Source organism: Streptomyces sp. XM83C (genome assembly GCF_023072675.1).
In the GTDB taxonomy this organism is placed as follows: Bacteria; Actinomycetota; Actinomycetes; order Streptomycetales; family Streptomycetaceae; genus Streptomyces; species Streptomyces thermocoprophilus.
The window spans coordinates 1-23,026 of sequence record NZ_JALLGL010000067.1; the positions used below are offsets into that span (position 1 = coordinate 1).

General features: G+C 71.0%; 19 protein-coding genes. 11 read left to right on the forward strand and 8 right to left on the reverse strand.

Annotation, left to right across the window (positions count from 1 at the left end; translation table 11 throughout):
• Positions 1-115 precede the first annotated feature (115 nt).
• From MTQ10_RS10595 to MTQ10_RS10605, 3 genes are all read left to right on the forward strand, one after another.
• Positions 116-625, forward strand: a complete 510-nt coding sequence (locus MTQ10_RS10595) for a MarR family winged helix-turn-helix transcriptional regulator (RefSeq protein ID WP_247465163.1) — start codon at positions 116-118, stop codon at positions 623-625.
• A gap of 71 nt (positions 626-696) precedes the next feature.
• A complete protein-coding gene (locus tag MTQ10_RS10600) occupies positions 697-1,029 on the forward strand; it encodes a DUF3817 domain-containing protein (protein ID WP_247465165.1) in 333 nt (110 codons plus the stop codon).
• A 171-nt stretch (positions 1,030-1,200) separates the two neighbouring features.
• The gene (locus MTQ10_RS10605) at positions 1,201-2,901 is read left to right on the forward strand and encodes an acyl-CoA mutase large subunit family protein (protein WP_247465166.1); all 1,701 of its coding nucleotides are present in this window, start codon (positions 1,201-1,203) and stop codon (positions 2,899-2,901) included.
• Between the two features lie 204 nt (positions 2,902-3,105).
• Here the strand turns inward: MTQ10_RS10605 and MTQ10_RS10610 are convergent, their stop codons facing one another.
• Positions 3,106-3,726: a TetR/AcrR family transcriptional regulator gene (locus tag MTQ10_RS10610; RefSeq protein WP_247465168.1), complete on the reverse strand. Its 621-nt coding sequence runs from the start codon at positions 3,724-3,726 to the stop codon at positions 3,106-3,108.
• Positions 3,727-4,007: 281 nt separating this feature from the next.
• On the opposite strand from MTQ10_RS10610, the gene MTQ10_RS10615 reads away from it, so the two are divergent.
• The 4 genes from MTQ10_RS10615 to MTQ10_RS10630 all read left to right on the forward strand — a co-directional run bounded on the left by MTQ10_RS10615 (position 4,008) and on the right by MTQ10_RS10630 (position 8,426).
• Complete coding sequence (locus MTQ10_RS10615) at positions 4,008-4,979, forward strand: tetratricopeptide repeat protein (protein ID WP_247465170.1); 972 nt, start codon at positions 4,008-4,010, stop codon at positions 4,977-4,979.
• Positions 4,980-5,625: 646 nt separating this feature from the next.
• Complete coding sequence (locus MTQ10_RS10620; protein ID WP_247465171.1) at positions 5,626-6,279, forward strand: DUF6230 family protein; 654 nt, start codon at positions 5,626-5,628, stop codon at positions 6,277-6,279.
• Positions 6,280-6,409: 130 nt separating this feature from the next.
• The gene (locus MTQ10_RS10625) at positions 6,410-7,018 is read left to right on the forward strand and encodes a DUF6114 domain-containing protein (protein ID WP_247465173.1); all 609 of its coding nucleotides are present in this window, start codon (positions 6,410-6,412) and stop codon (positions 7,016-7,018) included.
• Positions 7,008-8,426 carry a hypothetical protein gene (locus MTQ10_RS10630; protein WP_247465175.1) on the forward strand — a complete coding sequence of 473 codons (1,419 nt, stop codon included), beginning with the start codon at positions 7,008-7,010 and terminating at the stop codon, positions 8,424-8,426. The genes MTQ10_RS10625 and MTQ10_RS10630 overlap by 11 nt, the downstream gene beginning before the upstream one ends.
• A gap of 81 nt (positions 8,427-8,507) precedes the next feature.
• Here MTQ10_RS10630 and pyk read toward each other — a convergent pair whose 3' ends face one another.
• From pyk to pta, 3 genes are all read right to left on the reverse strand, one after another.
• Positions 8,508-9,938 carry a pyruvate kinase gene (pyk, locus tag MTQ10_RS10635; protein WP_247465177.1) on the reverse strand — a complete coding sequence of 477 codons (1,431 nt, stop codon included), beginning with the start codon at positions 9,936-9,938 and terminating at the stop codon, positions 8,508-8,510.
• Between the two features lie 73 nt (positions 9,939-10,011).
• Complete coding sequence (locus tag MTQ10_RS10640) at positions 10,012-11,274, reverse strand: acetate kinase (RefSeq protein ID WP_247465179.1); 1,263 nt, start codon at positions 11,272-11,274, stop codon at positions 10,012-10,014.
• Positions 11,271-13,361, reverse strand: a complete 2,091-nt coding sequence (pta, locus tag MTQ10_RS10645) for a phosphate acetyltransferase (protein ID WP_247465182.1) — start codon at positions 13,359-13,361, stop codon at positions 11,271-11,273. Before pta ends, MTQ10_RS10640 begins: the two co-directional genes overlap by 4 nt.
• A gap of 191 nt (positions 13,362-13,552) precedes the next feature.
• Here pta and MTQ10_RS10650 point away from each other — a divergent pair, with 191 nt between their 5' ends.
• On the forward strand, positions 13,553-14,578 hold the full coding sequence (locus tag MTQ10_RS10650; protein ID WP_247465185.1) for an ATP-dependent 6-phosphofructokinase: 1,026 nt from the start codon (positions 13,553-13,555) through the stop codon (positions 14,576-14,578).
• 21 nt (positions 14,579-14,599) lie between these two features.
• Here MTQ10_RS10650 and MTQ10_RS10655 read toward each other — a convergent pair whose 3' ends face one another.
• The gene (locus tag MTQ10_RS10655) at positions 14,600-15,376 is read right to left on the reverse strand and encodes a helix-turn-helix domain-containing protein (RefSeq protein WP_374117591.1); all 777 of its coding nucleotides are present in this window, start codon (positions 15,374-15,376) and stop codon (positions 14,600-14,602) included.
• 378 nt (positions 15,377-15,754) lie between these two features.
• Between MTQ10_RS10655 and MTQ10_RS10665 the strand changes: the two genes are divergently transcribed.
• A complete protein-coding gene (locus MTQ10_RS10665; RefSeq protein ID WP_247465188.1) occupies positions 15,755-16,294 on the forward strand; it encodes a hypothetical protein in 540 nt (179 codons plus the stop codon).
• Here the strand turns inward: MTQ10_RS10665 and MTQ10_RS10670 are convergent.
• Together MTQ10_RS10670 and MTQ10_RS10675 are read right to left on the reverse strand one after the other, a co-directional pair.
• Positions 16,291-16,992 (reverse strand): response regulator, encoded by a 702-nt coding sequence (locus MTQ10_RS10670; protein WP_247465190.1) that lies wholly within the window; start codon positions 16,990-16,992, stop codon positions 16,291-16,293. The two genes, MTQ10_RS10665 and MTQ10_RS10670, sit on opposite strands and share 4 nt — an antisense overlap.
• A complete protein-coding gene (locus tag MTQ10_RS10675; RefSeq protein ID WP_247465200.1) occupies positions 16,979-18,634 on the reverse strand; it encodes an ATP-binding protein in 1,656 nt (551 codons plus the stop codon). The genes MTQ10_RS10670 and MTQ10_RS10675 overlap by 14 nt, the downstream gene beginning before the upstream one ends.
• Positions 18,635-18,860: 226 nt before the next feature.
• Here MTQ10_RS10675 and MTQ10_RS10680 point away from each other — a divergent pair, with 226 nt between their 5' ends.
• Positions 18,861-20,276, forward strand: a complete 1,416-nt coding sequence (locus tag MTQ10_RS10680; RefSeq protein WP_308404557.1) for a cation:dicarboxylate symporter family transporter — start codon at positions 18,861-18,863, stop codon at positions 20,274-20,276.
• Positions 20,277-20,481: 205 nt separating this feature from the next.
• Here the strand turns inward: MTQ10_RS10680 and MTQ10_RS10685 are convergent, their stop codons facing one another.
• On the reverse strand, positions 20,482-21,144 hold the full coding sequence (locus MTQ10_RS10685; RefSeq protein WP_374117592.1) for a TetR/AcrR family transcriptional regulator: 663 nt from the start codon (positions 21,142-21,144) through the stop codon (positions 20,482-20,484).
• Positions 21,145-21,261: 117 nt separating this feature from the next.
• Here MTQ10_RS10685 and MTQ10_RS10690 point away from each other — a divergent pair.
• Positions 21,262-23,026, forward strand: a 1,765-nt coding sequence (locus MTQ10_RS10690; protein ID WP_247465194.1) for an MFS transporter, incomplete at its 3' end; no start/stop codon positions are given.

Sequence of the window (23,026 nt, forward strand, 5' to 3'; positions counted from 1 at the left end):
GGGAAATGTTTAAAAGAGACAGGTCCCCGCCCCGCCCCCGCCCCTTCCCGTCCCACGCCGACCGATCCGCGAGACAGGGCTGACCAGCATGTGACCGCCCGGTAAGGTCAGGGGCGTGCCGAAGCCGCTCAGCCTTCCTTTCGATCCCATCGCCCGCGCCGACGAACTCTGGAAGCAGCGCTGGGGCAATGTGCCGTCCATGGCCGCGATCACGTCGATCATGCGTGCGCACCAGATCCTTCTCGCCGAGGTCGATGCCGTGGTCAAGCCGTACGGTCTGACCTTCGCGCGCTACGAGGCGCTGGTGCTGCTCACCTTCTCCAAGGAGGGCGAGCTGCCGATGTCCAAGATCGGCGAGCGGCTCATGGTGCATCCGACGTCCGTCACCAACACCGTCGACCGCCTGGTCAAGGCAGGCTTCGTGGACAAGCGGCCCAACCCGAACGACGGGCGTGGCACCCTCGCGTCGATCACCGACAAGGGCCGTGAGGTCGTCGAGGCCGCCACCCGCGACCTGATGGCGATGGACTTCGGGCTCGGGGTGTACGACGCCGAGGAGTGCGCGGAGATCTTCGCGATGCTGCGGCCCCTTCGGGTCGCGGCCAAGGACTTCGACGAGTCCTGATCCCGGCGCCGGTACGGTCCACGGTCCACCCCTGCCAAGATCTTCCGGAACGTGCCGTTACGCTCGAACGCATGAAGAAGAGCGTGCTGACCCGCTACCGCGTCATGGCCTACGTCACCGGTGTGCTGCTGGTCCTGCTGACCCTCGGCGTCATCGCCAAGTACCTGCTCGACGTGGACGGCGCGGACGGCTTCACGAGCGTCGTCGGTATCGCGCACGGCTGGCTGTACGTCGTGTACCTGATCTTCGCCTTCGATCTCGGCTCCAAGGCGAAGTGGCCGGTGAAGAAGCAGCTGTGGGTCCTGCTGGCGGGGACGATCCCGACGGCCGCCTTCTTCGTGGAGCGCAAGGTCAGCCGTGAGCTGGAGGCCCGGATCGAGCAGCCTCAGGCCGCCGTCGCCTGACGATCGCGGGTACGCGGTCCCAGTACGTACATCGCTCACGTACGTCCGGTGGTGGTGCGCCGGCCTCGGCGCGCCGCCACCTTCGCGTTTGCGCCTCTCTGACCAGGCCTTTCATGATTAACCGCCGTTAACCGTCGACAGATACTAGGACGTCCAAGTAAATTCGACGGTATGGACGCTGACGCCATCGAGGAGGGCCGCCGCCGCTGGCAGGCCCGGTACGACGCCGCACGCAAGCGCGAGGCCGACTTCACCACGCTCTCCGGCGACCCCGTGGAGCCGGTGTACGGGCCCCGGCCCGGGGACACGTACGAGGGCTTCGAGCGGATCGGGTGGCCCGGTGAGTACCCCTTCACGCGCGGCCTGTACCCGACCGGCTACCGGGGGCGTACGTGGACCATCCGCCAGTTCGCCGGGTTCGGCAACGCCGAGCAGACGAACGAGCGCTACAAGATGATCCTCGGCCACGGCGGCGGCGGCCTCTCCGTCGCCTTCGACATGCCGACCCTCATGGGCCGCGACTCCGACGACCCGCGCTCCCTCGGCGAGGTCGGACACTGCGGTGTCGCCATCGACTCCGCGGCCGACATGGAGGTGCTGTTCAAGGACATCCCCCTCGGTGACGTCACCACCTCCATGACGATCAGCGGGCCCGCCGTGCCCGTCTTCTGCATGTACCTCGTCGCCGCCGAGCGGCAGGGTGTCGATCCGTCGGTGCTCAACGGCACGCTGCAGACCGACATCTTCAAGGAGTACATCGCGCAGAAGGAGTGGCTCTTCCAGCCGGAACCCCATCTGCGGCTCATCGGCGACCTGATGGAGTACACCAGCGCCCGCATCCCCGCGTACAAGCCGCTGTCCGTCTCCGGCTACCACATCCGTGAGGCGGGCGCGACGGCCGCGCAGGAGCTGGCGTACACCCTGGCCGACGGCTTCGGGTACGTGGAGCTGGGCCTCAGCCGCGGACTCGACGTGGACGTGTTCGGGCCCGGCCTGTCCTTCTTCTTCGACGCGCACGTCGACTTCTTCGAGGAGATCGCCAAGTTCCGTGCCGCGCGCCGCATCTGGGCGCGGTGGATGCGGGACGTGTACGGGGCGAAGTCGGAGAAGGCGCAGTGGCTGCGCTTCCACACGCAGACCGCGGGTGTCTCGCTGACCGCGCAGCAGCCGTACAACAACGTCGTACGTACGGCCGTGGAGGCCCTCGCCGCGGTCCTCGGCGGCACCAACTCGCTGCACACCAACGCCCTGGACGAGACCCTCGCGCTGCCGAGCGAGCAGGCCGCGGAGATCGCCCTGCGCACGCAGCAGGTGCTGATGGAGGAGACCGGCGTCGCCAACGTGGCCGACCCGCTGGGCGGTTCGTGGTACGTCGAGCAGCTGACGGACCGGATCGAGGCCGACGCCGAGAAGATCTTCGACCAGATCAAGGAGCGTGGGCTGCGGGCGCACCCCGACGGACAGCACCCGATCGGGCCGATCACCTCGGGCATCCTGCGGGGCATCGAGGACGGGTGGTTCACCGGCGAGATCGCCGAGTCGGCGTTCCGCTACCAGCAGGCCCTGGAGAAGGGCGAGAAGAAGGTCGTCGGCGTCAATGTGCACACCGGCTCCGTGACGGGGGACCTGGAGATCCTGCGGGTCAGCCACGAGGTGGAGCGGGAGCAGGTGCGGGTGCTCGCCGAGCGGCGGGCCGCGCGGGACGAGGGCGCCGTGCGCGCGGCGCTGGACGGGATGCTCGCGGCCGCGCGGGACGGGTCCAACATGATCGAGCCCATGCTGGAGGCCGTGCGGGCGGAGGCGACGCTGGGGGAGATCTGCGGGGTGCTGCGGGACGAGTGGGGGGTGTACACGGAGCCGGCCGGCTTCTAGGCGCCCGGCGCCCGTGTCGGCGTACCAGGGGGGCTTCGCCCCCTGGACCCCCGGGCCTTCGCCGCCCCGCCGCCCGTCCCGGTCAGCCGGGCAGACACCGTCCCACCGCGGCTCTCCCCCCGCCGCGAGGGCACCGTCGGGTCCCACGGGCAGTGACGGCCCCGCAGGCCACAAGCCCACGTCTCTCCAGCCTGCCCCTGCGCCCTACCCCCGCGCCGCCAGCCCCGTCAGCAGCACCCGCGTGAAGTCCCGTACCCATGTCTCGTCCGCCGGTTCTGCGCTGACCAGGGTGCGGTGGACCACCGCGCCGGCGACGACGTCGAAGATCAGGTCGGCTGTGCGGGCGGCGTCGGTGGAGTCGGCCTCCTGGGGGAGTTCGCCGCGGGCCTGGGCGCGGGCGCGGCCCTCGATCACGAGGCGTTTCTGCCGTTCGACGATGGATTCGCGGATGCGTTCCCGCAACGCCTCGTCGCGGGTGGACTCCGCGACGACCGCCATCAGCCCGCTGCGCGCCTCCGGGCGGGCGAGGATCGCCGCGAACTGGAGGACCACGCCCTCGATGTCGGCGGCGAGGCTGCCCCGGTCGGGCAGCCTCAGTTCGTCGAAGAGTTCGGCGACCGCGTCGACGACGAGTTCGTTCTTGCCGGACCAGCGGCGGTACAGGGTCGTCTTCGCCACTCCGGCCCTGGTCGCCACGTCTCCGAGGGTGAGCTTGGACCAGCCCAGCTCGACCAGTGCCGCCCTGGTGGCGGCGAGGATCGCGGCGTCCGCGGCGGCGCTGCGCGGGCGCCCGGGACGTCCGGCGGCGGGGGTGCGGCTCTGCATGCCTCGACGATAACCGCGCCACGTGTCAGTGGCTGCCGACGGGCGGGCGTGAGGGAGATCACCGGGGCGAGGGGCCGGGCGGGGTGTCGCCGGGGCACCGGGTGCCATTACGCTACGGGTCGTAGCGAAAGCCCCGACCAGGCTTCCGCTGCCGCTCGTAGGGACGTACACGAGCGACGACCGCCGGCACGGGTGGGGACCCGGTGCCGACAAGTGCACAGCGGCGACGCCGATTTGGCGGCGCTTTTCGCCTACGCGCGGGAACGGGGGAGGATAGACGCATGCAGCCACGGAACATGTCCATGAGCGGCGTCGTCGACCTCGCCGCGGTGAAGGCGGCCCAGGAGGCCAAGGCCAAGGCCGAGCAGGCGCGCGCCGAAGCGGCCCGGCGCGGCGGCACCGGTGCGGTGTCGCCCGCCGATCTCGTCCTCGACGTCGACGAGGCCGGCTTCGAGCGCGATGTCCTTCAGCGCTCCGCCGAGGTGCCCGTCGTCATCGACTTCTGGGCCGAGTGGTGTCAGCCCTGCAAGCAGCTGAGCCCGGTCCTGGAGCGGCTCGCCGTCGAGTACAACGGGCGGTTCCTCCTCGCCAAGATCGACGCCGACGCCAACCCCATGCTGATGCAGCAGTTCGGCATCCAGGGGATCCCGGCGGTCTTCGCCGTCGTCGCGGGCCAGGCGCTGCCGCTTTTCCAGGGCGCCGCGCCGGAGAGCCAGATCCGCCAGACTCTCGACCAGCTCGTCCAGGTCGCCGAGCAGCGTTTCGGTCTGACCGGGCTGACCGTCGACCCGGAGGCGGAGCCGGGCGGCGCCGGTGCGCAGGCCGCGCCTGCGGGGCCGTACGACGCGCTGCTGAACGCCGCCGCGCAGGCGCTGGACGCCGGTGACCTGGGCGGTGCCGTGCAGGCGTACAAGAACGTGCTCGCGGAGGACCCGGGCCACCCGGAGGCCAAACTGGGTCTGGCGCAGGCGGAGTTGTTGCAGCGGGTGCAGGGCGTGGACCCGCAGCAGGTGCGCAAGGAGGCGGCGGAGAAGCCGGCCGATGTGCGGGCGCAGATCGCCGCGGCCGATCTGGATCTGGTCGGCGGACATGTCGAGGACGCCTTCGGGCGGCTCATCGAGACGGTGCAGCGCACGGCGGGTGACGACCGGGACACGGTACGGCTGCGGCTGCTGGAGCTGTTCGAGGTCGTGGGCGCCGACGACCCGAGGGTCACGGCCGCCCGGAGGGCGCTGGCGCGGGCTCTGTTCTGAGCGTGCCGGACCCGGCTTTCGGCCCCGTCACGGAACGTCCGGGTGTGTGGTGCCGGAGTGAAAGGTTCGGCGGGGGAGCGTCGCAGCGGCCGCGCTTTACCAAATCTTGGTAATCGCGGCCGCTGTTACTGCGAGTAAGTCATGGGCTTTGATCTGTCGGCTTCTGTCCAGCGATCAATAGTTTTGTCCACCCCTCGAGTGCCACCGTGCGTCGCCGCCCGAGACCTCTGGGTCGTCCCGCGGTTATACGGCCGTTACTAGCGAGTAACGAACCCCCTTGTGCGGGCGCCGAGAATGCACCACGATCGGCCACGCTCGGTCCGATTCCCTCACCCCGACAGCCGGTCGGGTCAGGGGAGTTCCTGGGTCCCCACCGAGCAGAGCGGGCGGCAGTGGCGCCGGCTCTAGGACAGGGGGGTCTTCGCCCGTCCAGGCGGAGCCTGTCCGGCAAGGTTGTGCGTGATGCGTGTCAGGCGCGACCAGTGGTTGTCGCTCGGGGGTGATCGCCGGTGATTCGGGCGCAGATGCGCGCCTTCGAGCTCAGGCGCTCTCCTTCCCGAGGACGTAGCACTTCTCCCATCTCTGTCCGGCCGAGCGCCCATCGGGGCCGACCGGTCGAGAGATGTACGTCCGAGAAGGAGGAAATATGGAGTCCCAGGTGCGTGGCGGGACCAGATGGAAGCGGTTCGCTGTGGTCATGGTGCCCAGCGTCGCCGCGACGGCCGCGATAGGTGTCGCCCTGGCGCAGGGCGCGCTCGCCGCGTCCTTCAGCGTGTCGGGGCAGTCGTTCAAGGTCACGGCGCAGGAGCTCAACGGAACGGGCTTCTCGCAGTACGGCGCCATCGACCAGGGGTACACCCTCTCGGGTGGCCAGGCCGCACACCCCGTGGCCGTCTCGGTGTTCGACACCGCGCGGATCCAGAAGATGTGCCAGTCCGTCGTCACCCCGAACATCCCCCTGCTGGGATCCGTCAGCCTCACGCTGACGGCGGGTGACAGCTCCGACGCGGACAAGCAGGTTCAGGCCAAGAACCTGTACATCGACGTCGAGGAGCTCGGTGCCAACGCCGAGTTCTCCAACATCGACATCGGTGTGGCCGGCAAGGACATCTCGCGCGGCCCGGGCATGAACGCCGGCGAGGTCCAGAAGAAGCAGGCGAACCCGTACGGCTTCGCGCAGCAGGCCGAGAAGGTCAAGCTGACCGACGTGAAGCAGACGGCGTGGGCGACCACCGCCGGAACCTTCAAGCTGCCGGGTCTGAAGATGAAGCTCCAGACGGGCACCCACGAGTGCTACTAGGCACTCGGTGACGGGCGGGGGGAGGCCTGAGGCGCCCCCCGCCCGCGCGCTCTGCGGGCACCTTCACACCACCCCCCACACCCGCACATCACCCTCACCACAGCAACGCCGCACCAGGGAGCTTTTTTCCATGAGCGCCGAGACTCCTGCCGCAACCGGCCAGTTCACCCGCCGGAGGCTGCAGTTCCGCGCCTGGCGGGGCACGCGGCCGTTCTGGGCCGGTCTGTTCGTCATGTTCGGCGGCGTGCCGATCATGTACTTCCCGTACGCACACCTGCAGCTCGGTCATCTGACGCTGGCGATGTCCACCACCGCCGGGGCCGGCTCTCTGATCATCGGCGTGCTGCTCGTCGTCCTCGGAATCAGCCTGTGGGTGCAGAAGCACGTGCGCGTCTTCGCGGGCGTCGCGGCGATCCTGCTGGCGCTGGTGTCCATCCCCGTGTCCAACTTCGGCGGCTTCGTCGTCGGCTTCCTGTTCGCCCTGATCGGCGGCGCGATGGCCGTGGCGTGGGCCCCGGGCGCACCGCCCGAGGCCGAGCCCGCGAAGGACGGCGCGCAGGGAGCGGGGACCGCGCCGGAGGCGGCTGCGCCCGACGCGGCCGGGGAGCCCGCGCCGGCCCCCGCGGCCCAGGACGCGGACACCGCCCCGCTGATGCCGGCGGACGAGGTGGGCGAGCCGAACGATCTGTCAGGAACGAGCCCGGCCAACGGGGCGAACGGGAGGCACAGTGCCGGCTGACGAGGTGACCCACGGGACTGACGCGGATGCGTCCCGCGTGAGAACCGGGCCGCGTCACGCGGCACCCAAGAAGCCGCTGTTCACCAGGTTCCACATGCCGGCCGGAAAGGCCATCGCCAGCGTGGCGATGCCGACCGCGGTCCTCATGGGCATGGGATTCACGGCCTCACTGGCCGTGGCCGACAACAATCCGTCGGCGACGCAGTCGTCGAAGCTGGCGGACGAGTTCAAGGAGTGCGTGGAGGCGCTGGGCGTGGACGGCGCCGACGCCTCGGCCACCCCGTCCCCGTCCGCGTCCGCGAGCGAGTCCGCCAAGGGCGGCACGGACGGCAAGGCCGAGCCGGAGCCGTCGGCGTCCGCCTCGGCGGGGTCCGGCACGGCCGGCGGCGCGGGATCGTCCTCTTCGTCGGGTTCAGGTACCGACGACAGGGCCGCCTCCCGCACCCAGGCCGAGTCCGAGCCGTCCACGCCGTCCGCCGCTTCCGCCGCGGACGCCGGGAAGGCCGAGGAGGCGGAGAGCACACCGGCCGCCTCCCCGTCCCCGTCCGAGACGCACAAGAGCCTGCTGGAGTCCATCGGCGACGCGATCACCGGTGTCTTCACCGGCGGCCTCGGCGCCAAGTCCCCCTCAACCACCCCGTCCCCGTCGGCCTCCGCCACCCCGGAGGCGAGCGCGTCCGGCGAGAACACCGGCACGTCCGGCGGCTCCACCGGCGCGGGCGACTCCGGTACGGCGGACAAGGGCGGCTCCCCCGGCGCCGTGAAGGACACCGTCGGCAAGGTCACCGGCACGGTGAAGGACACCGTCGACGATGTCACGGACACGGCGGAGAAGGCGGCCGGCAAGGCCACCGAGGCCGCCGGGAAGGCCGTCGAGGACGCGGCGGACGCCACCGCGTCGCCCAGCCCGTCGGCGAGCGCCTCTGCCGTCCCGGAGGACTGCGAGGTCGCGACGGACGCCGAGGGCGGCGTCGACAACAAGATCCCGGTCGCCGACGACCCGTGGTACCTGGAGGCCAGCTCCCTGCTCCTCAAGGGCGCCGACTACCAGGGCATAGTCGAGGTGCAGACCGCCAACGGCACCAAGAAGAAGGTGCTGAAGTACGTCATCGGCGACGGCACCGACATCGGCGATCTGCACCAGCTGGTCAAGGACAAGAACTCCGGCAAGACCTACCACGTGCAGGCCGGCAAGGGGACGACGTCCACGATCCGCGACGGCGACACGGTGATGTACACCGAGAGCATCTCCGGCAATCTGTTCGGGCTGATCCCCATCACGTTCAGCCCGGACAACCCGCCGCCGCTGAACATCCCGCTGATCTACTTCACCAACGTGAAGGTGACCCAGGCGGCCCAGTTCGGCGGCAAGCTGACCATCCCCGGCATGCATCTGTACACCACCTGACGCTCACCGCGAGCGGCAACGCCCGAGGGCGCCCCCTGCGACAGGGGGCGCCCTCGGTGTCGTACGGCGGTCTTCGCGAGGTCAGTCGCGGCCCTCGCCGCCCAGGTGGTGGACGCGGACCATGTTGGTGGTGCCGGGGACGCCGGGCGGGGAACCGGCGGTGATGACGAGGACATCGCCCGCGTTGAAGCGGTTGAGCTTGACGACCTCCTGGTCGACCAGCTCGACCATCTCGTCGGTGCTGTTCACGAACGGCACCACGTACGGGTCGACGCCCCAGCTCAGCGTGAGCTGGTTGCGGGTGTTCTCGTCGGTGGTGAACGCCAGGATCGGCTGTTCGGCGCGGTAGCGGCACAGCCGGCGGGCGGTGTCACCCGACTGGGTGAAGGCGACCAGGCCCTTGCCGCCGAGGAAGTCGGCGATCTCGCAGGCCGCGCGGGCCACCGAACCGCCCTGCGTGCGCGGCTTCTTGCCCGGCACCAGCGGTTGCAGGCCCTTGCTGAGCAGCTCCTCCTCGGCCGCGGCGACGATCTTCGACATCGTCTTCACGGTCTCGATCGGGTACGCGCCCACGCTGGACTCGGCGGACAGCATGACCGCGTCGGCGCCGTCCAGGATCGCGTTGGCCACGTCGGAGGCCTCGGCGCGGGTCGGACGCGAGTTGGTGATCATCGACTCCATCATCTGGGTCGCGACGATCACCGGCTTGGCGTTGCGCCGGCACAGCTCGATCAGGCGCTTCTGCACCATGGGGACCTTCTCGAGCGGGTACTCGACGGCGAGGTCACCGCGGGCGACCATCACACCGTCGAACGCCATCACGACGTCCTCCATGTTCTGCACCGCCTGCGGCTTCTCCACCTTGGCGATGACAGGGACGCGGCGGCCCTCCTCGTCCATGACGCGGTGCACGTCCTGGACGTCCTTGGCGTCGCGGACGAAGGACAGGGCGACCAGGTCGCAGCCCATGCGAAGGGCGAAACGCAGGTCCTCGACGTCCTTCTCGGACAGGGCGGGCACGTTGACGGCCGCGCCGGGCAGGTTGATGCCCTTGTGGTCGGAGACGACGCCGCCCTCGATCACGATGGTCTTCACCCGCGGGCCGTCGACCTCGGTGACCTTCAGCTCGACGTTGCCGTCGTTGATGAGGATCTGGTCGCCCTTGTCCACATCGCCGGGCAGGCCCTTGTAGGTGGTGCCGCAGATGTGCTTGTCACCCGGCACGTCCTCGGTGGTGATGACGAACTCGTCGCCCCGCTCCAGCTCGACCGGACCCTCGGCGAAGGTCTCCAGGCGGATCTTCGGGCCCTGGAGGTCGGCGAGGACGCCGATGGGGCGGCCGGTCTCCTTGGACGCCGCGCGCACCCGGTCGTAACGACCCTGGTGCTCGGCGTGGGTGCCGTGGCTGAAGTTGAAGCGGGCCACATTCATGCCGGCTTCGATCAGCGCGACGAGCTGCTCGTGGGAGTCGACCGCGGGGCCGAGAGTACAGACGATTTTCGAACGGCGCATGGGGCGATCCTATCGGTTTGTTTCGCCGCGGAATATTCCGTCTGGCGGAAGATACAAATGGGCGTGGGGATGCTCAGGTGTTCTTTCCGACCAGTGCGTAGGTCTGTGTCGCGATCTCCAGTTCTTCGTCCGTCGGCACCACCGCGACCGCCACCCGGGCGGACTCCGGTGAAATCAGCCGGGGCCCCTCCGCGCGTACCGCGTTGCGCTGCGGATCGACGGCCAGTCCCAGGCCCTCCAGGCCCGCGACGGCCGCTTCCCGCACGGGGGCGGCGTTCTCCCCGACCCCCGCCGTGAAGGCCACCGCGTCCACCCGGCCCAGCACGGCGTAATAGGCGCCGATGTACTTCTTCAACCGGTGAATGTAAATGTCGAAGGCGAGTGCCGCCTCTTCGTCGCCCTCGTCGATCCGCCGTCGGATCTCCCGCATGTCGTTGTCACCGCACAGCCCGAACAGACCGCTCCTCTTGTTGAGAAGAGTGTCGATCTCGTCCATGGACATGTGGCCGACACGGGCCAAATGGAAGACGACGCCCGGATCGACATCTCCGGAACGCGTACCCATCACCAGCCCTTCCAGAGGCGTCAGCCCCATGGAGGTGTCCACGCAGCGACCGCCTCGCACCGCCGACGCGGACGCCCCGTTGCCCAGGTGCAGCACGATCACGTTCACGTCCTCGGGTGCCTTGCCCAGCAGCCGCGCCGTCTCCCGGGAGACATAGGCGTGCGAGGTGCCGTGGAAGCCGTAGCGGCGGATGCGGTACCGGTCGGCGATCTTCGGGTCGATCGCGTACCGGGCCGCCGCCTCCGGCATCGTCGTGTGGAACGCCGTGTCGAACACCGCGACCTGCGGCAGGTCCGGGCGCAGGGCCTGCGCGGTGAGGATGCCCGTGAGGTTGGCCGGGTTGTGCAGCGGGGCCACCGGGATCAGCCGCTCGATCTCGCCGATCACCTCGTCGGTGACGACGGTCGGCTCGGTGAAGAACATCCCGCCGTGCACCACCCGGTGCCCGATCGCGAGCAGCTCCGGCGAGTCCAGGCCGAGGCCGTCCCGGCTCAGCTCCTGGGCGACGGCCTTCAGCGCGGCGTCGTGGTCGGCGATCGGGGCGTTCGTCTCACGTGTCTCGCCGCCGGCGGCGAGCGGGGTGTGCTTCAGCCGGGAGGTGCGCTCCCCGATCCGCTCGACGAGACCGACCGCGAGCCGGCTCCCGTCGCGCATGTCGAGGAGCTGGTACTTCACCGACGAGGAGCCGGAGTTGAGGACGAGGACACGGGTCGCGGCGGCCGGGGCCTGCTCACCGGCCGGGGCGGGGGCGGTCGTCGGACGGTCGGTCACTGCCGGGGAGCCTTCTGGGTGGGGGACTGGGCCTGGATCGCCGTGATGGCGACGGTGTTGACGATGTCCTGGACGAGCGCGCCCCGGGACAGGTCGTTGACGGGCTTGTTCAGGCCCTGAAGCACGGGGCCGACGGCGATCGCGCCGGCCGAGCGCTGCACGGCCTTGTAGGTGTTGTTGCCGGTGTTCAGGTCGGGGAAGACCAGCACCGTCGCCTGCCCGGCCACCTCGGAGCCGGGCAGCTTGGTCGCGGCGACCGTCGGCTCGACCGCGGCGTCGTACTGGATGGGCCCCTCGATCTTCAGATCGGGGCGCCGCTGCCGCACCAGCTCGGTGGCCCGGCGCACCTTGTCGACGTCGGCGCCCGTGCCGGAGGTGCCGGTGGAGTACGACAGCATCGCGATCCTCGGCTCCACCCCGAACTGCGCGGCCGTCGCCGCCGACTGCACGGCGATGTCGGCGAGCTGCTCGGCGTCCGGGTCGGGGTTGACCGCGCAGTCGCCGTACACGAGGACCCGGTCGGCGAGGCACATGAAGAACACCGACGACACGATCGAGGCGTCCGGCCGTGTCTTGATGATCTCGAACGCGGGGCGGATCGTCGCCGCCGTGGAGTGCGCCGAACCGGACACCATGCCGTCGGCGAGGCCCTCGTGCACCATCAGCGTGCCGAAGTAGTTCACGTCGGAGACGACGTCGTAGGCCAGCTCGACGGTGACGCCCCTGTGGGCGCGCAGCGCCGCGTACAGCTCGGCGAACCCGTCGCGCAGTTCGCTGGTCGCCGGGTCGATCAGCTGCGAGTCGCCCAGGTCGATACCGAGGTCGGCGGCCTTCTTGCGGATCTGGTCGACCGGCCCGAGCAGGGTCAGGTCGCACACCCCGCGGCGCAGCAGCACCTCGGCGGCGTGCAGCACCCGCTCCTCGGTGCCCTCCGGCAGCACCACGCGGCGCCGGTCGGAGCGGGCCTGCTCCAGCAGCTTGTGCTCGAACATCATCGGCGTCACCCGGTCGCTGCTCGGCGCCGACACCCGGTCGAGCAGCTCCGTCGTGTCCACGTACCGCTCGAACAGACCGAGCGCCCGCTCCGCCTTGCGCGGGGTGGCCGCGTTCAGCTTGCCCTCCAGCGAGAACAGCCGCTCGGCGGTCGGGAAGCTGTTGCCGGGCACCGACAGCACCGGCGTGCCGGGGGCGAGCCGCGCGGCCAGCGTCAGGATGTCCTCGCCGGGCACCTCGTCGAGGGTGAGCAGCACACCGGCGATGGGCGGGGTGCCGGCGCTGTGCGCGGCGAGGGAACCGATGACCAGGTCGGCGCGGTCCCCGGGGGTGACGACCAGACAGCCCGGCGTCAGCGCGGCGAGGAGGTTCGGCAGCATCGCGCCGCCGAAGACGAAGTCCAGCGCGTCACGCGCCAGCCCGGAGTCGTCCCCGAGCAGCACCTTCGCGCCGAGCGTCTGCCCGATCTGCGCGACGGTCGGCGCGGACAGGGCGGGCTCGTCCGGCACCACCCAGCAGGGGACGGGCAGCCGGCCTGCGAGCCGCTCGGCGATCTCGTCGCGGTCCTCGCGGGCGACCCGGTTGGTGACCATCGCCAGGACGTCGCAGCCCAGGCCGTCGTAGGCGCGGAACGCGTTGCGGGTCTCGGCGAGCACGGACTCCGCGCTCTGCTTGCGCCCGCCGACGACGGGCAGCACGGACGCGCCGAACTCGTTGGCGAGACGCGCGTTCAGGGACAGCTCGTCGGGCAGCTGGGTGCCGGCGTAGTCGGTGCCGAGGACGAGGACGACGTCGTAGTCCCGGGCCACCAGATGGAACCGGTCGACGAGCGTGGACACCAGCTCGTCGGTGCCCCGCTCGGCCTGGAGCGCGGACGCCTCCTGGTAGTCCATGCCGTACACCGTGGCCGGGTCCTGCGACAGCCGGTACCGTGCGCGCAGCAGATCGAACAGGCGGTCGGGTCCGTCGTGGACCAGGGGACGGAACACACCCACCCGGTCGACCTGGCGGGTCAGCAGCTCCATGACCCCCAGCTCCACGACCTGGCGTCCGTCACCGCGGTCGATGCCGGTCACGTACACGCTGCGCGTCACGTGTGCTCTCCGTTCCGTCTCCGTCACTGCACAAAAATCGCCCACCGAGGTGAGCAGAACCCTCTTGACAATACCCCCGCCGATAGTTATGGCGCCCGTCATGAGACGGGGGCGGCGCCGGTGTGCGGGCCGTGGAACAATCGGGGGGAAGCTCACCGGTTACCCACACAGCGAGCAGGAGACACAGCACGATGCGCATCGGAGTTCTCACCGCAGGCGGCGACTGCCCCGGCCTGAACGCAGTGATCCGGTCGGTCGTGCACCGCGCGGTCACCCACTACGGCGACGAGGTCATCGGTTTCGAGGACGGGTACGCCGGTCTCCTCGACGGCCGTTACCGCGCCCTGGACCTCAACGCGGTGAGCGGCATCCTCGCCCGCGGCGGGACGATACTGGGCTCCTCCCGCCTGGAGCGCGACCGGCTGCGCGAGGCCTGCGAGAACGCCGCCGACATCGTCAGCGACTTCGGCATCGACGCGCTCATCCCGATCGGCGGCGAGGGCACCCTGACCGCCGCCCGCATGCTGTCGGACGCGGGCCTGCCAGTCGTCGGCGTACCGAAGACGATCGACAACGACATCTCCTCCACCGACCGCACCTTCGGCTTCGACACGGCCGTCGGCGTCGCCACGGAGGCCATGGACCGCCTCAAGACCACCGCCGAGTCCCACCAGCGGGTGATGGTCGTCGAGGTCATGGGCCGTCACGCCGGCTGGATCGCCCTGGAGTCCGGCATGGCCGCCGGCGCCCACGGCATCTGCCTGCCCGAGCGTCCCTTCGACCCGGCCGACCTGGTCGCGATGGTCGAGGAGCGGTTCGCCCGCGGCAAGAAGTTCGCCGTGATCTGCGTCGCCGAGGGCGCCCACCCCGCCGAGGGCACCATGGACTACGGCAAGGGCGAGATCGACCAGTTCGGCCACGAACGCTTCCAGGGCATCGGCACCGCCCTCGCCCACGAGCTGGAGAAGCGCCTCGGCAAGGAGGCCCGCCCGGTCATCCTCGGCCACGTCCAGCGCGGCGGCACCCCCACCGCGTACGACCGCGTCCTCGCCACCCGCTTCGGCTGGCACGCGGTCGAGGCCGCGCACCGCGGCGAGTTCGGCAAGATGACCGCGCTGCGCGGCACGGACATCGTCATGGTGCCGCTCGCGGAAGCCGTCACCGAACTGAAGACGGTCCCGAAGGACCGGATGGACGAGGCGGAGTCGGTCTTCTAGTACACCGTCCCCGGGGCCCCGTCAGGGCCCCGGGGACGACGCCCGCCCCAGCACGGCGTCCCAGAAGGCCTCCACGATCCGCTCCAGGAAGACCCGCCCGGACTCACTGGCGTCACTGCTGCCGCCACCCCAGCTGAGAGTGGCGGCCATGTGCCCCTGATAGTCCTCGTGCAGCCGCTGCAACACACCCTCCAGCGCGGCACGCTCCACCGGCACCAGCTTCCCCACCGGCTTCACATACGCCTGCCAGCGCGTCGTCACCGCACTGCGCAGCAGCTCCGCCAGCCGTGGCTCCCGCCCGGTCACCTTCAGGAGGTCCGGCAGCCCCAGCCGCAGCACGCGCGCCAGGGCGGCGGCCTGCCGCTCGTTGCCGCGCCACTGCCCGCTCTCCTCCATACGCGCGTACGACCGCGGATCCAGCCCGAGCGCCCGCGCCACGTCCTCCACCGCGACGCCGGCGGCGATCCGGTGCTCGCGCAGCGTACGGGGCCGCCCGATCAGCTCACCCGGCGCACACCACAACACGCCGGCGAGCGCGGTCAGTTCGGCATTGCCGGGCTGCGCGGTGCCGCGCTCCCAGGCGACGACGAGATCGGGAGTGACGTACGACAGCCCGTACGACACCCGCATCCCGTGGGCGACATGCTCCGGCCCCATCCCGAGCCCGGCCCGCAGCCGCCGCGCGACCGCCGCGTCGAACGGTGGAGCGGGCCGCTCGGCCCGGTCGGCGCCGGGCTGGTCGAGACGGTGACGGCCGGGCTGGTGCTGAGAAGCAGAGGGATGGTGCACGCGCCACACCGTACGGACACGGACGCGCGGTGGCTACGGTCCGTTCGGACAGGATTACGCATCGTACGAATCTACGGTTCCGTAGGTTTTACCGTCCTTGACAGGTGTAACCCCTTGACGACCGGAGCCGGGATCTTTGCGGGCGGGCTCGTCGCCCTGCGGGCGGACGCCCCGTGTGATCTCGACGGCTTCGCTGAGACGAGGATCGGAGGCGTCCTCGGGATGCCCCGGCAGCCACCCCCGGTCCGATGCCGCCTCGCTGCCCGCATTCCCCGCATGAACGCCGTCGGTCATGGTTCCGGACGACGGCGGCCGGTCCGTCGGCACTCATTGGAGCCGCCTTCGCAACAGGCTCTAAGGTACTGCCCGGGTGCAGGGGGAGGGGCCGTGGCCGAACAGGACGTCACCGTGGGGCAGTTGCTGCTCGCCGAGTACCAGAACGTCAAGGACGAGCAGAAGGCGCGGATCGGGTTCCGGGACAACCTGCTGTACGTCACCCTCGCCGTCGTCGCCGCCGTGCTCGCCGCCGCGGCTCAGGCAGGACAGCCGTCGATGTTGCTCGCGTTGCCGCCGGTCTGTGTCGTCCTCGGGTGGACCTACCTCGTCAACGACGAGAAGATCTCGGCGATCGGACGGTACGTCAGAGAGGAGCTGGGGCCTCGGCTGGCGAGGCTGGCCGACGCGACCGGAGGGTTCGAGGCCTTCGGCTGGGAGACCGCGCACCGCTCCGACGCTCGCCGCGGCACCCGCAAGGTCATCCAGTGCGTCATCGACCTGACCGCGTTCTGCGCGGTGCCGTTCGCCGCGCTCGTCGTCTTCTGGGCCTCCGGGGACGGGGGTGGGCTGCTCGTCGCGCTGTCCGTGCTGGAGGCGCTGACCGTCGTGGGGCTGGCGGTGCAGTTGGTGCTGTACGCGTTGCCGCTCTAACGCTGCGCGCCGTTGCCCCGCACCCACCGGTACACCAGCTCCGGCCTCCCCACCTGCCCGTACACCGGGCGTCGTTCCGCTCGTCCCGCGTCCACCAGGTGCTCCAGGTAGCGGCGGGCCGTGATGCGGGAGATGCCGGTCGCCTCGGCGACACCGGCTGCCGTGAGGCCCGCCTCCGCCTCGCGGAGGGCACCCGTGACGCGCTCCAGGGTGGGGCCGCTCAGGCCCTTCGGGAGCGCGGCCGGGGAGGGGGCGCGCAGGGTGGCCAGGGCGCGGTCCACCTCGTCCTGGCCGCTCGCCTCGCCGGCCGCCGCGCGGAACTCGGCGTACCGCACCAGGCGGTCCCGCAGCGTGGCGAAGGTGAACGGTTTCAGCACGTACTGGACGACCCCGAGGGACACCCCTTCCCGTACGACCGTCAGGTCCCTCGCCGACGTCACCGCGATCACGTCCGCGTGATGCCCGGCCGCCCGCAGCGACCGCGCCAGTTGCAGCCCGTGCACGTCCGGCAGGTGCAGGTCGAGCAGGAGCAGGTCCACCGGCGTCCGCTCCAGCGCACGCCGCGCCTCCGCGCCGGTGTGCACCTTGCCGACCGCGGTGAACCCCGGCACCCGGTTCACGTACATCACATGCGCGTCGGCGGCCACCGGGTCGTCCTCGACGATCAGGACGCGGATGTCGGGCTCAGCGGACGTCATCGAGTGCCCCCGTCACTCCGGCGGACGCCGGGCCCGTGTCCGTGCCGCGCGCCAACGGCAGCCGTACCTCGAACTCCGCGCCGCCGCCGACCGCCTCCGCCACCGACAGCTCGCCCCCGTGCCGCTGCACGGCCTGCCGTACGAGGGCGAGGCCCAGGCCGCGGCCCCGGCCCGCAGGGTCGGACGGCTTGGTGGAGAAGCCCCGCTGGAAGACGAGGCCGGCGTGGGCCGGATCGACGCCGGGCCCGGTGTCGGCGACACCGAGGACCAGCTCGGAGCCCGCCGCGTACGCCGTCACCGTCACCCGCGCCCGCACACTGCCCTGCGCCGCGTCCACCGCGTTGTCGATCAGGTTGCCGAGGATGGTGACCAGGTCGCGGGCGGGCAGATCGGGCGGCAGGACTCCGTCGTCGAGGCAGCTGTCCTCGGACACCACCAGCTCCACGCCCCGCTCGTTGGCCTGCGCGGTCTTGCCCAGCAGCAGCGCCGCCAGCACCGGCTCGGCCACCGCCGCGACGACCTGGTCGGTCAGCGCCTGCGCCAGCTCCAGTTCCGCCGTCGCGAACTCCACCGCCTCCTCGGCGCGGCCCAGCTCGATCAGCGACACCACCGTGTGCAGGCGGTTCGCCGCCTCGTGCGCCTGCGAGCGCAGCGCCTGCGTGAAACCCCGCTCCGAGTCCAGCTCGCCCATCAGGGACTGCAGCTCGGTCACATCGCGCAGGGTGACGATCGTGCCGCGCCGCTCCCCGCCGGTGACGGGGGAGGTGTTCACGGCGACCACGCGGTCCGCCGTCAGATGCACCTCGTCCACGCGCGGCTCCGACGCCAGCAGCGCGCCCGTCAGCGGTGCCGGCAGGCCCAGCTCCGCCACCGAGCTGCCCACCACCTCGCCGGTCACCCCCAGCAGCTCCCGTCCGCCGTCGTTGATCAGCGCCACACGGTACTGCCCGTCGAGCAGCAGCAGCCCCTCGCGTACGGCGTGCAGCGCGGCCTGGTGGTAGTCGTGCATGCGGCTCAGCTCGGCCGCGTTCATGCCGTGGGTGTGGCGGCGCAGCCGCGCGTTGATCACATACGTGCCGACCGCGCCCAGCAGCGCGCCCCCGGCGACGCCGATGAGGACGGTGAGCTGGCCGCGCACCCGCTCGCTGATCGCCTCCACCTTGATGCCGGCGCTGACCAGGCCCACGATCCGCTTGTCGTCGTCCTCGATCGGGGTGACCGCGCGGACGGACGGGCCGAGGGTGCCGGTGTACGTCTCCGTGAACGACTCCCCGCGCAGGGCGGGCGCCGTGTTGCCGACGAAGTGCCGTCCTATCTGGGAGGGGTCGGGGTGGGTCCAGCGGATGCCCTGCGGGTTCATGATCGTCACGAAGTCCACGTCGGCGTCCCGGACGACACCCAGCGCGTACGGCTGGAGCACGGCCGACGGGTCGGGGGCCAGGGCCGCCGCCCGCACCGAGGGCGAGTCGGCCACCGACCGGGCGACCGCCATGGCCTGCCGCGCGGCGGCGTCCTCGGCCTGCTCGCGGGCGTTGAGATAGCTGAACAGAGCACATCCGGCCACGACGACCGCGATCAGCACGGCCTGCACGGCGAAGAGCTGGCCCGCCAGGCTGCGGGGTCTCGGCCAGGGGATGCGCATGTCGCCAGTCTGCACCGTGGCTGATTGTGAACTAAATGAACGTAACGGTGACCGGGCTCACAGCGCGCGACATAGTCACGGCAATCCCCGAAAACGCGGGCGGCGCGGGAGGCCGGATCTCCCCCGTTCGACCGGTCTCGTTCCGGCGCCGCCCGCACCCTCGATCCCCCGGACGTGAGCCGCACGCCGGTCGGTCGTACCGACGAAGACGTCAAGGAGGGCAGCCGTGGCCGCCAGTACCCCCGATACGGCACCAGCCGCGCCCGCGCGGAAGCGGGACCGCACCCACTACCTGTACATCGCCGTGATCGCCGCGGTCGCCGCCGGCATCCTCGTGGGCCTGGTCGCACCCGACTTCGCGGTGGAGCTGAAGCCGATCGGCACCGGCTTCGTGAACCTGATCAAGATGATGATCTCGCCGATCATCTTCTGCACGATCGTGCTGGGCATCGGTTCCGTCCGCAAGGCCGCCAAGGTCGGCGCGGTCGGCGGTATCGCGCTGGCGTACTTCCTGGTGATGTCGCTGGTGGCGCTCGCCATCGGCCTCGTCGTCGGCAACATCCTGGAGCCCGGCAGCAGCCTCGCCGTCACCGACGCCGTCAAGAGCGCGGGTCACGCACAGGTCGACGCGGAGGCGAACGACACCACCGAGTTCCTGCTCGGGATCATCCCGAAGACGATCGTGTCCGCGTTCACCGAGGGCGAGGTCCTGCAGACCCTGCTGGTCGCGCTGCTGTGCGGGTTCGCGCTCCAGGCCCTGGGCAAGGCCGGGCAGCCGGTGCTGCGCGGTGTCGAGCACATCCAGCGGCTCGTCTTCCGCGTCCTCGCCATGATCATGTGGGCGGCGCCGATCGGCGCGTTCGGCGCCATGGCCGCGGTCACCGGCTCGGCCGGCGTGGACGCGCTGAAGAGCCTCGCCGTGCTGATGCTCGGCTTCTACGTCACCTGTGTGCTGTTCGTCTTCGTGGTGCTCGGCGCGGTGCTGCGGCTGGTTGCCGGGGTGAACGTGTTCTCCCTGTGCAAGTACCTGGCCCGGGAGTTCCTGCTGATCCTCTCCACCTCCTCCTCCGAGTCCGCGCTGCCGCGGCTCATCGCGAAGATGGAGCACCTCGGCATCAGCAAGCCCGTCGTCGGCATCACCGTGCCGACCGGCTACTCCTTCAACCTCGACGGCACCATGATCTACATGACCATGGCGTCGCTGTTCATCGCCGACGCCATGGGCACCCCGATGTCGGTGGGCGAGCAGATCCCGCTGCTGCTGTTCCTGCTGGTCGCATCGAAGGGCGCCGCCGGTGTCACCGGCGCCGGTCTGGCGACGCTGGCGGGCGGCCTCCAGTCGCACAAGCCGGCCCTGGTGGACGGCATCGGCCTGATCGTCGGCATCGACCGGTTCATGAGCGAGGCCCGTGCCCTGACGAACTTCGCGGGCAACGCCATCGCGACCGTGCTGGTCGGCACCTGGACGAAGGAGATCGACAAGGCGCGCGTCCGGCAGGTGCTCGCCGGCGAGATCCCCTTCGACGAGACGACCCTCCTCGACGACGGCCACACCGCGCCCGACCCGTCCGACGCGCCCGGCACCGACGTACCGGCCCAGCGCGACGACGAGGACAAGGACAAGGCGCTGGCCAAGGCCTGATCCGCCGCCCCGCGCCCACCCCCGCACTCCGGACGCCCGACCCCGCCTGAACCGGGTTCGGGCGTCCGGCTTTCGCGGGCCTTCGCGTTTTCCGGCGCCGCGTGCGGCAGGGCGCACTCACCTTGCGTGGAGACGCGCGCTCACCTCGCGTGGGCCCGCTCACCCAGCCGGGAGCTGCCCGCTCACCCGGCCCGGAGCTGCCCGCTCACCTCGCGTCGTGCTGCTCGCTCCCCTGGTGGAGCTGCCCGCTCACCTCCGCCACCAGCGCCGCCGCCCTCCCGGCGGGTACTCCCGCCGACGTCAGGACCGTGACCGCGGCCGAGCGGCCTGCCTCGCGGGTGTCCAGGAGGCCGTCGTTGACCGCCTCCATCAGGCCGAACAGCACCTGTTCGTGGACGTACGCCAGTGCCGGTGCAGGCAGGGGGGAGGTGAAGACGCCCTCGTCCAGGCCCTGCTGGAGGATGCGCACGCTGGTCTCGCGGACCGGGGCGAGGCGTTCGCGGATGCCCTGCATGGTGACGGTGCGCTGGGCCAGGGCGACCAGCAGCCGGTAGCGGTCGGCGATGTGCCACACCGTGAGCACCGAGCGGGCCACCGACTCCGCCGGGTCCCGCACGCCCTCACGGCCGGCCGCGTGCGCCGCCGACAGGGCCTCCACCGCCTCGTCCACGAGCGTGCTGATCAGCGCCTCCCGGCTGGGGAAGTGGCCGTACACGGTGCGGCGTACGACCCCTGCGGCGCGCGCGATCTGGTCCATGGACGCGTCCGGGTCGCGCAGCAGTTCGGCGAGGGCCACATCGAGGATGCGTCGGCGGTTGGCGTCGGCGCGTGCGGACGTGCCCGTGTTACCCGAGGTCATGGCAGTCATTGTGCCTTCCTCCCCTGCGTCGACCGAGTTGCACAGCGCTGTGCAACGGCGTACATTGCACAGCGTTGTGCAATTGCACTTTGGTGTGCAACTCGCGGAGGAAGGCGACCCCTGACCATGCGCCTCGTCATGAACCGGCCCGTCGAGCAGATGGAGCGGCCCTACAGTCGCCGCTGGTGGGCGCTGCTCGTGCTGTGTCTGAGCCTGCTGATCATCGTGATGGCGAACACCGCCCTCACGGTCGCCGCGCCCGACATGACCGCGGACCTCGGCCTGTCCAGCGCCGACCTGCAGTGGGTCATCGACGGCTACACCGTCCCGTACGCGGCGCTGATGCTGCTGCTCGGCGCGATCGGCGACAAGTACAGCCGCCGCGGCGCCCTCGTCCTCGGTCTCGTCGTGTTCGGCGGCGGCGCCGTCTCCGGCTGGCTCGCCGACAGCGCGACGGCCGTCATCGCCGCCCGCGCCGTCATGGGCGTCGGCGCGGCGCTGATCATGCCCGCCACGCTGTCGCTGCTCGCCGCGACCTTCCCGCGCGCCGAACGCGCCAAGGCCATCACCCTGTGGACGGCCACCGCCGGCCTCGCCATCGCCGCCGGACCGCTCGTCGCCGGCGCGCTGCTGGAGGACCACGGCTGGTCCTCCACCTTCCTGATCAACGTGCCGGTCGCCGCGCTCGCGATCGTCGGCGCCTTCGTCCTCGTACCGCCGTCCAAGGCGGGGCACCAGGACCGTGTCGACTACGTCGGCGGACTGCTGTCCGTCGTCTGGATCGGCGCCCTCGTCTACATGATCATCGAGGGGCCGCACTTCGGCTGGGGCGTCAAGGCGACAGGCGCCGCCGTCCTCGCCGGCCTCGGGCTCATCGCGTTCGTGCTGTGGGAGATGCGCCACCCGCGCCCCGTGCTGGACGTCCGCCGCTTCACCGCACGCCGCTTCGCCGGCTCCAACCTCGCCGTCGCCCTGTTCTTCCTCGCCGTCTTCGGCGCCTTCTACTACCTCACCCAGCACCTCCAGTTCGTCCTCGGCCACGACGCCCTCGACACCGGCCTGCGCATGCTGCCGCTCGCCGGCGCCGTCTTCGTCGGCTCCGCCCTCACCGGCTACCTCACCCCGCGCGTCGGCATGAAGTGGACGGTGACCGCGGGCATGGTCGGCGGCACGGTCGCGCTGGCCCTGCTGACCCGCGTCGACGCCGGATCGACGTACGGCGACTTCGTCGCGCCCCTGATCGTCCTCGGCCTCGCCATCGGGCTCGCCCTGTCGCCCTGCACGGACGCGATCATGGGCTCCTTCCCCGAGTCCGAGCTGGGCGTCGGCGGCGCCGTCAACGACACCTCCCTGGAGCTGGGCGGCTCCCTCGGCATCGCGATCCTCGGCTCCCTGCTCGGCACCTCGTACTCCGACCACCTCGCCGACGCCACCCACGGCAGCAAGCTGCCCGCGTCCGCGCTGGCCACCGCTCAGGACTCCGTCGGCGCCGGGTACGCCGTCGCCCAGGGCATCGGCGAGAAGGCCCGGCAGCTCGCCGGGCAGGCCGCGCAGACCACCGACCCGCAGCAGGCCGCGCAGCTGAAGGCGCAGGCCCAGCAGCTCGGCGACGGCGCCCGGCAGATGGCCGACGCGGTCGGCGCCTCCTTCTCCGACGCCGTCGCCCACACCAGCCTGGTCGGCGCGATCGTCCTCGGCGCGGGGACGCTGCTCGTCGCGGCCCTGCTGCCGCGCAAGGCCAAGCCCGAGAGCGCGGCGCCCGCCGCCGGACAGCCGCGGCGACACCTACACCGGCAGCCCGAAGAAGCCCGCGGACCTGTCCAAGACGCAGACGTACACGCTGGTCCGGCAGAGCGGCCACGACTGGCGGATCGCCGCGTTCCACAACACC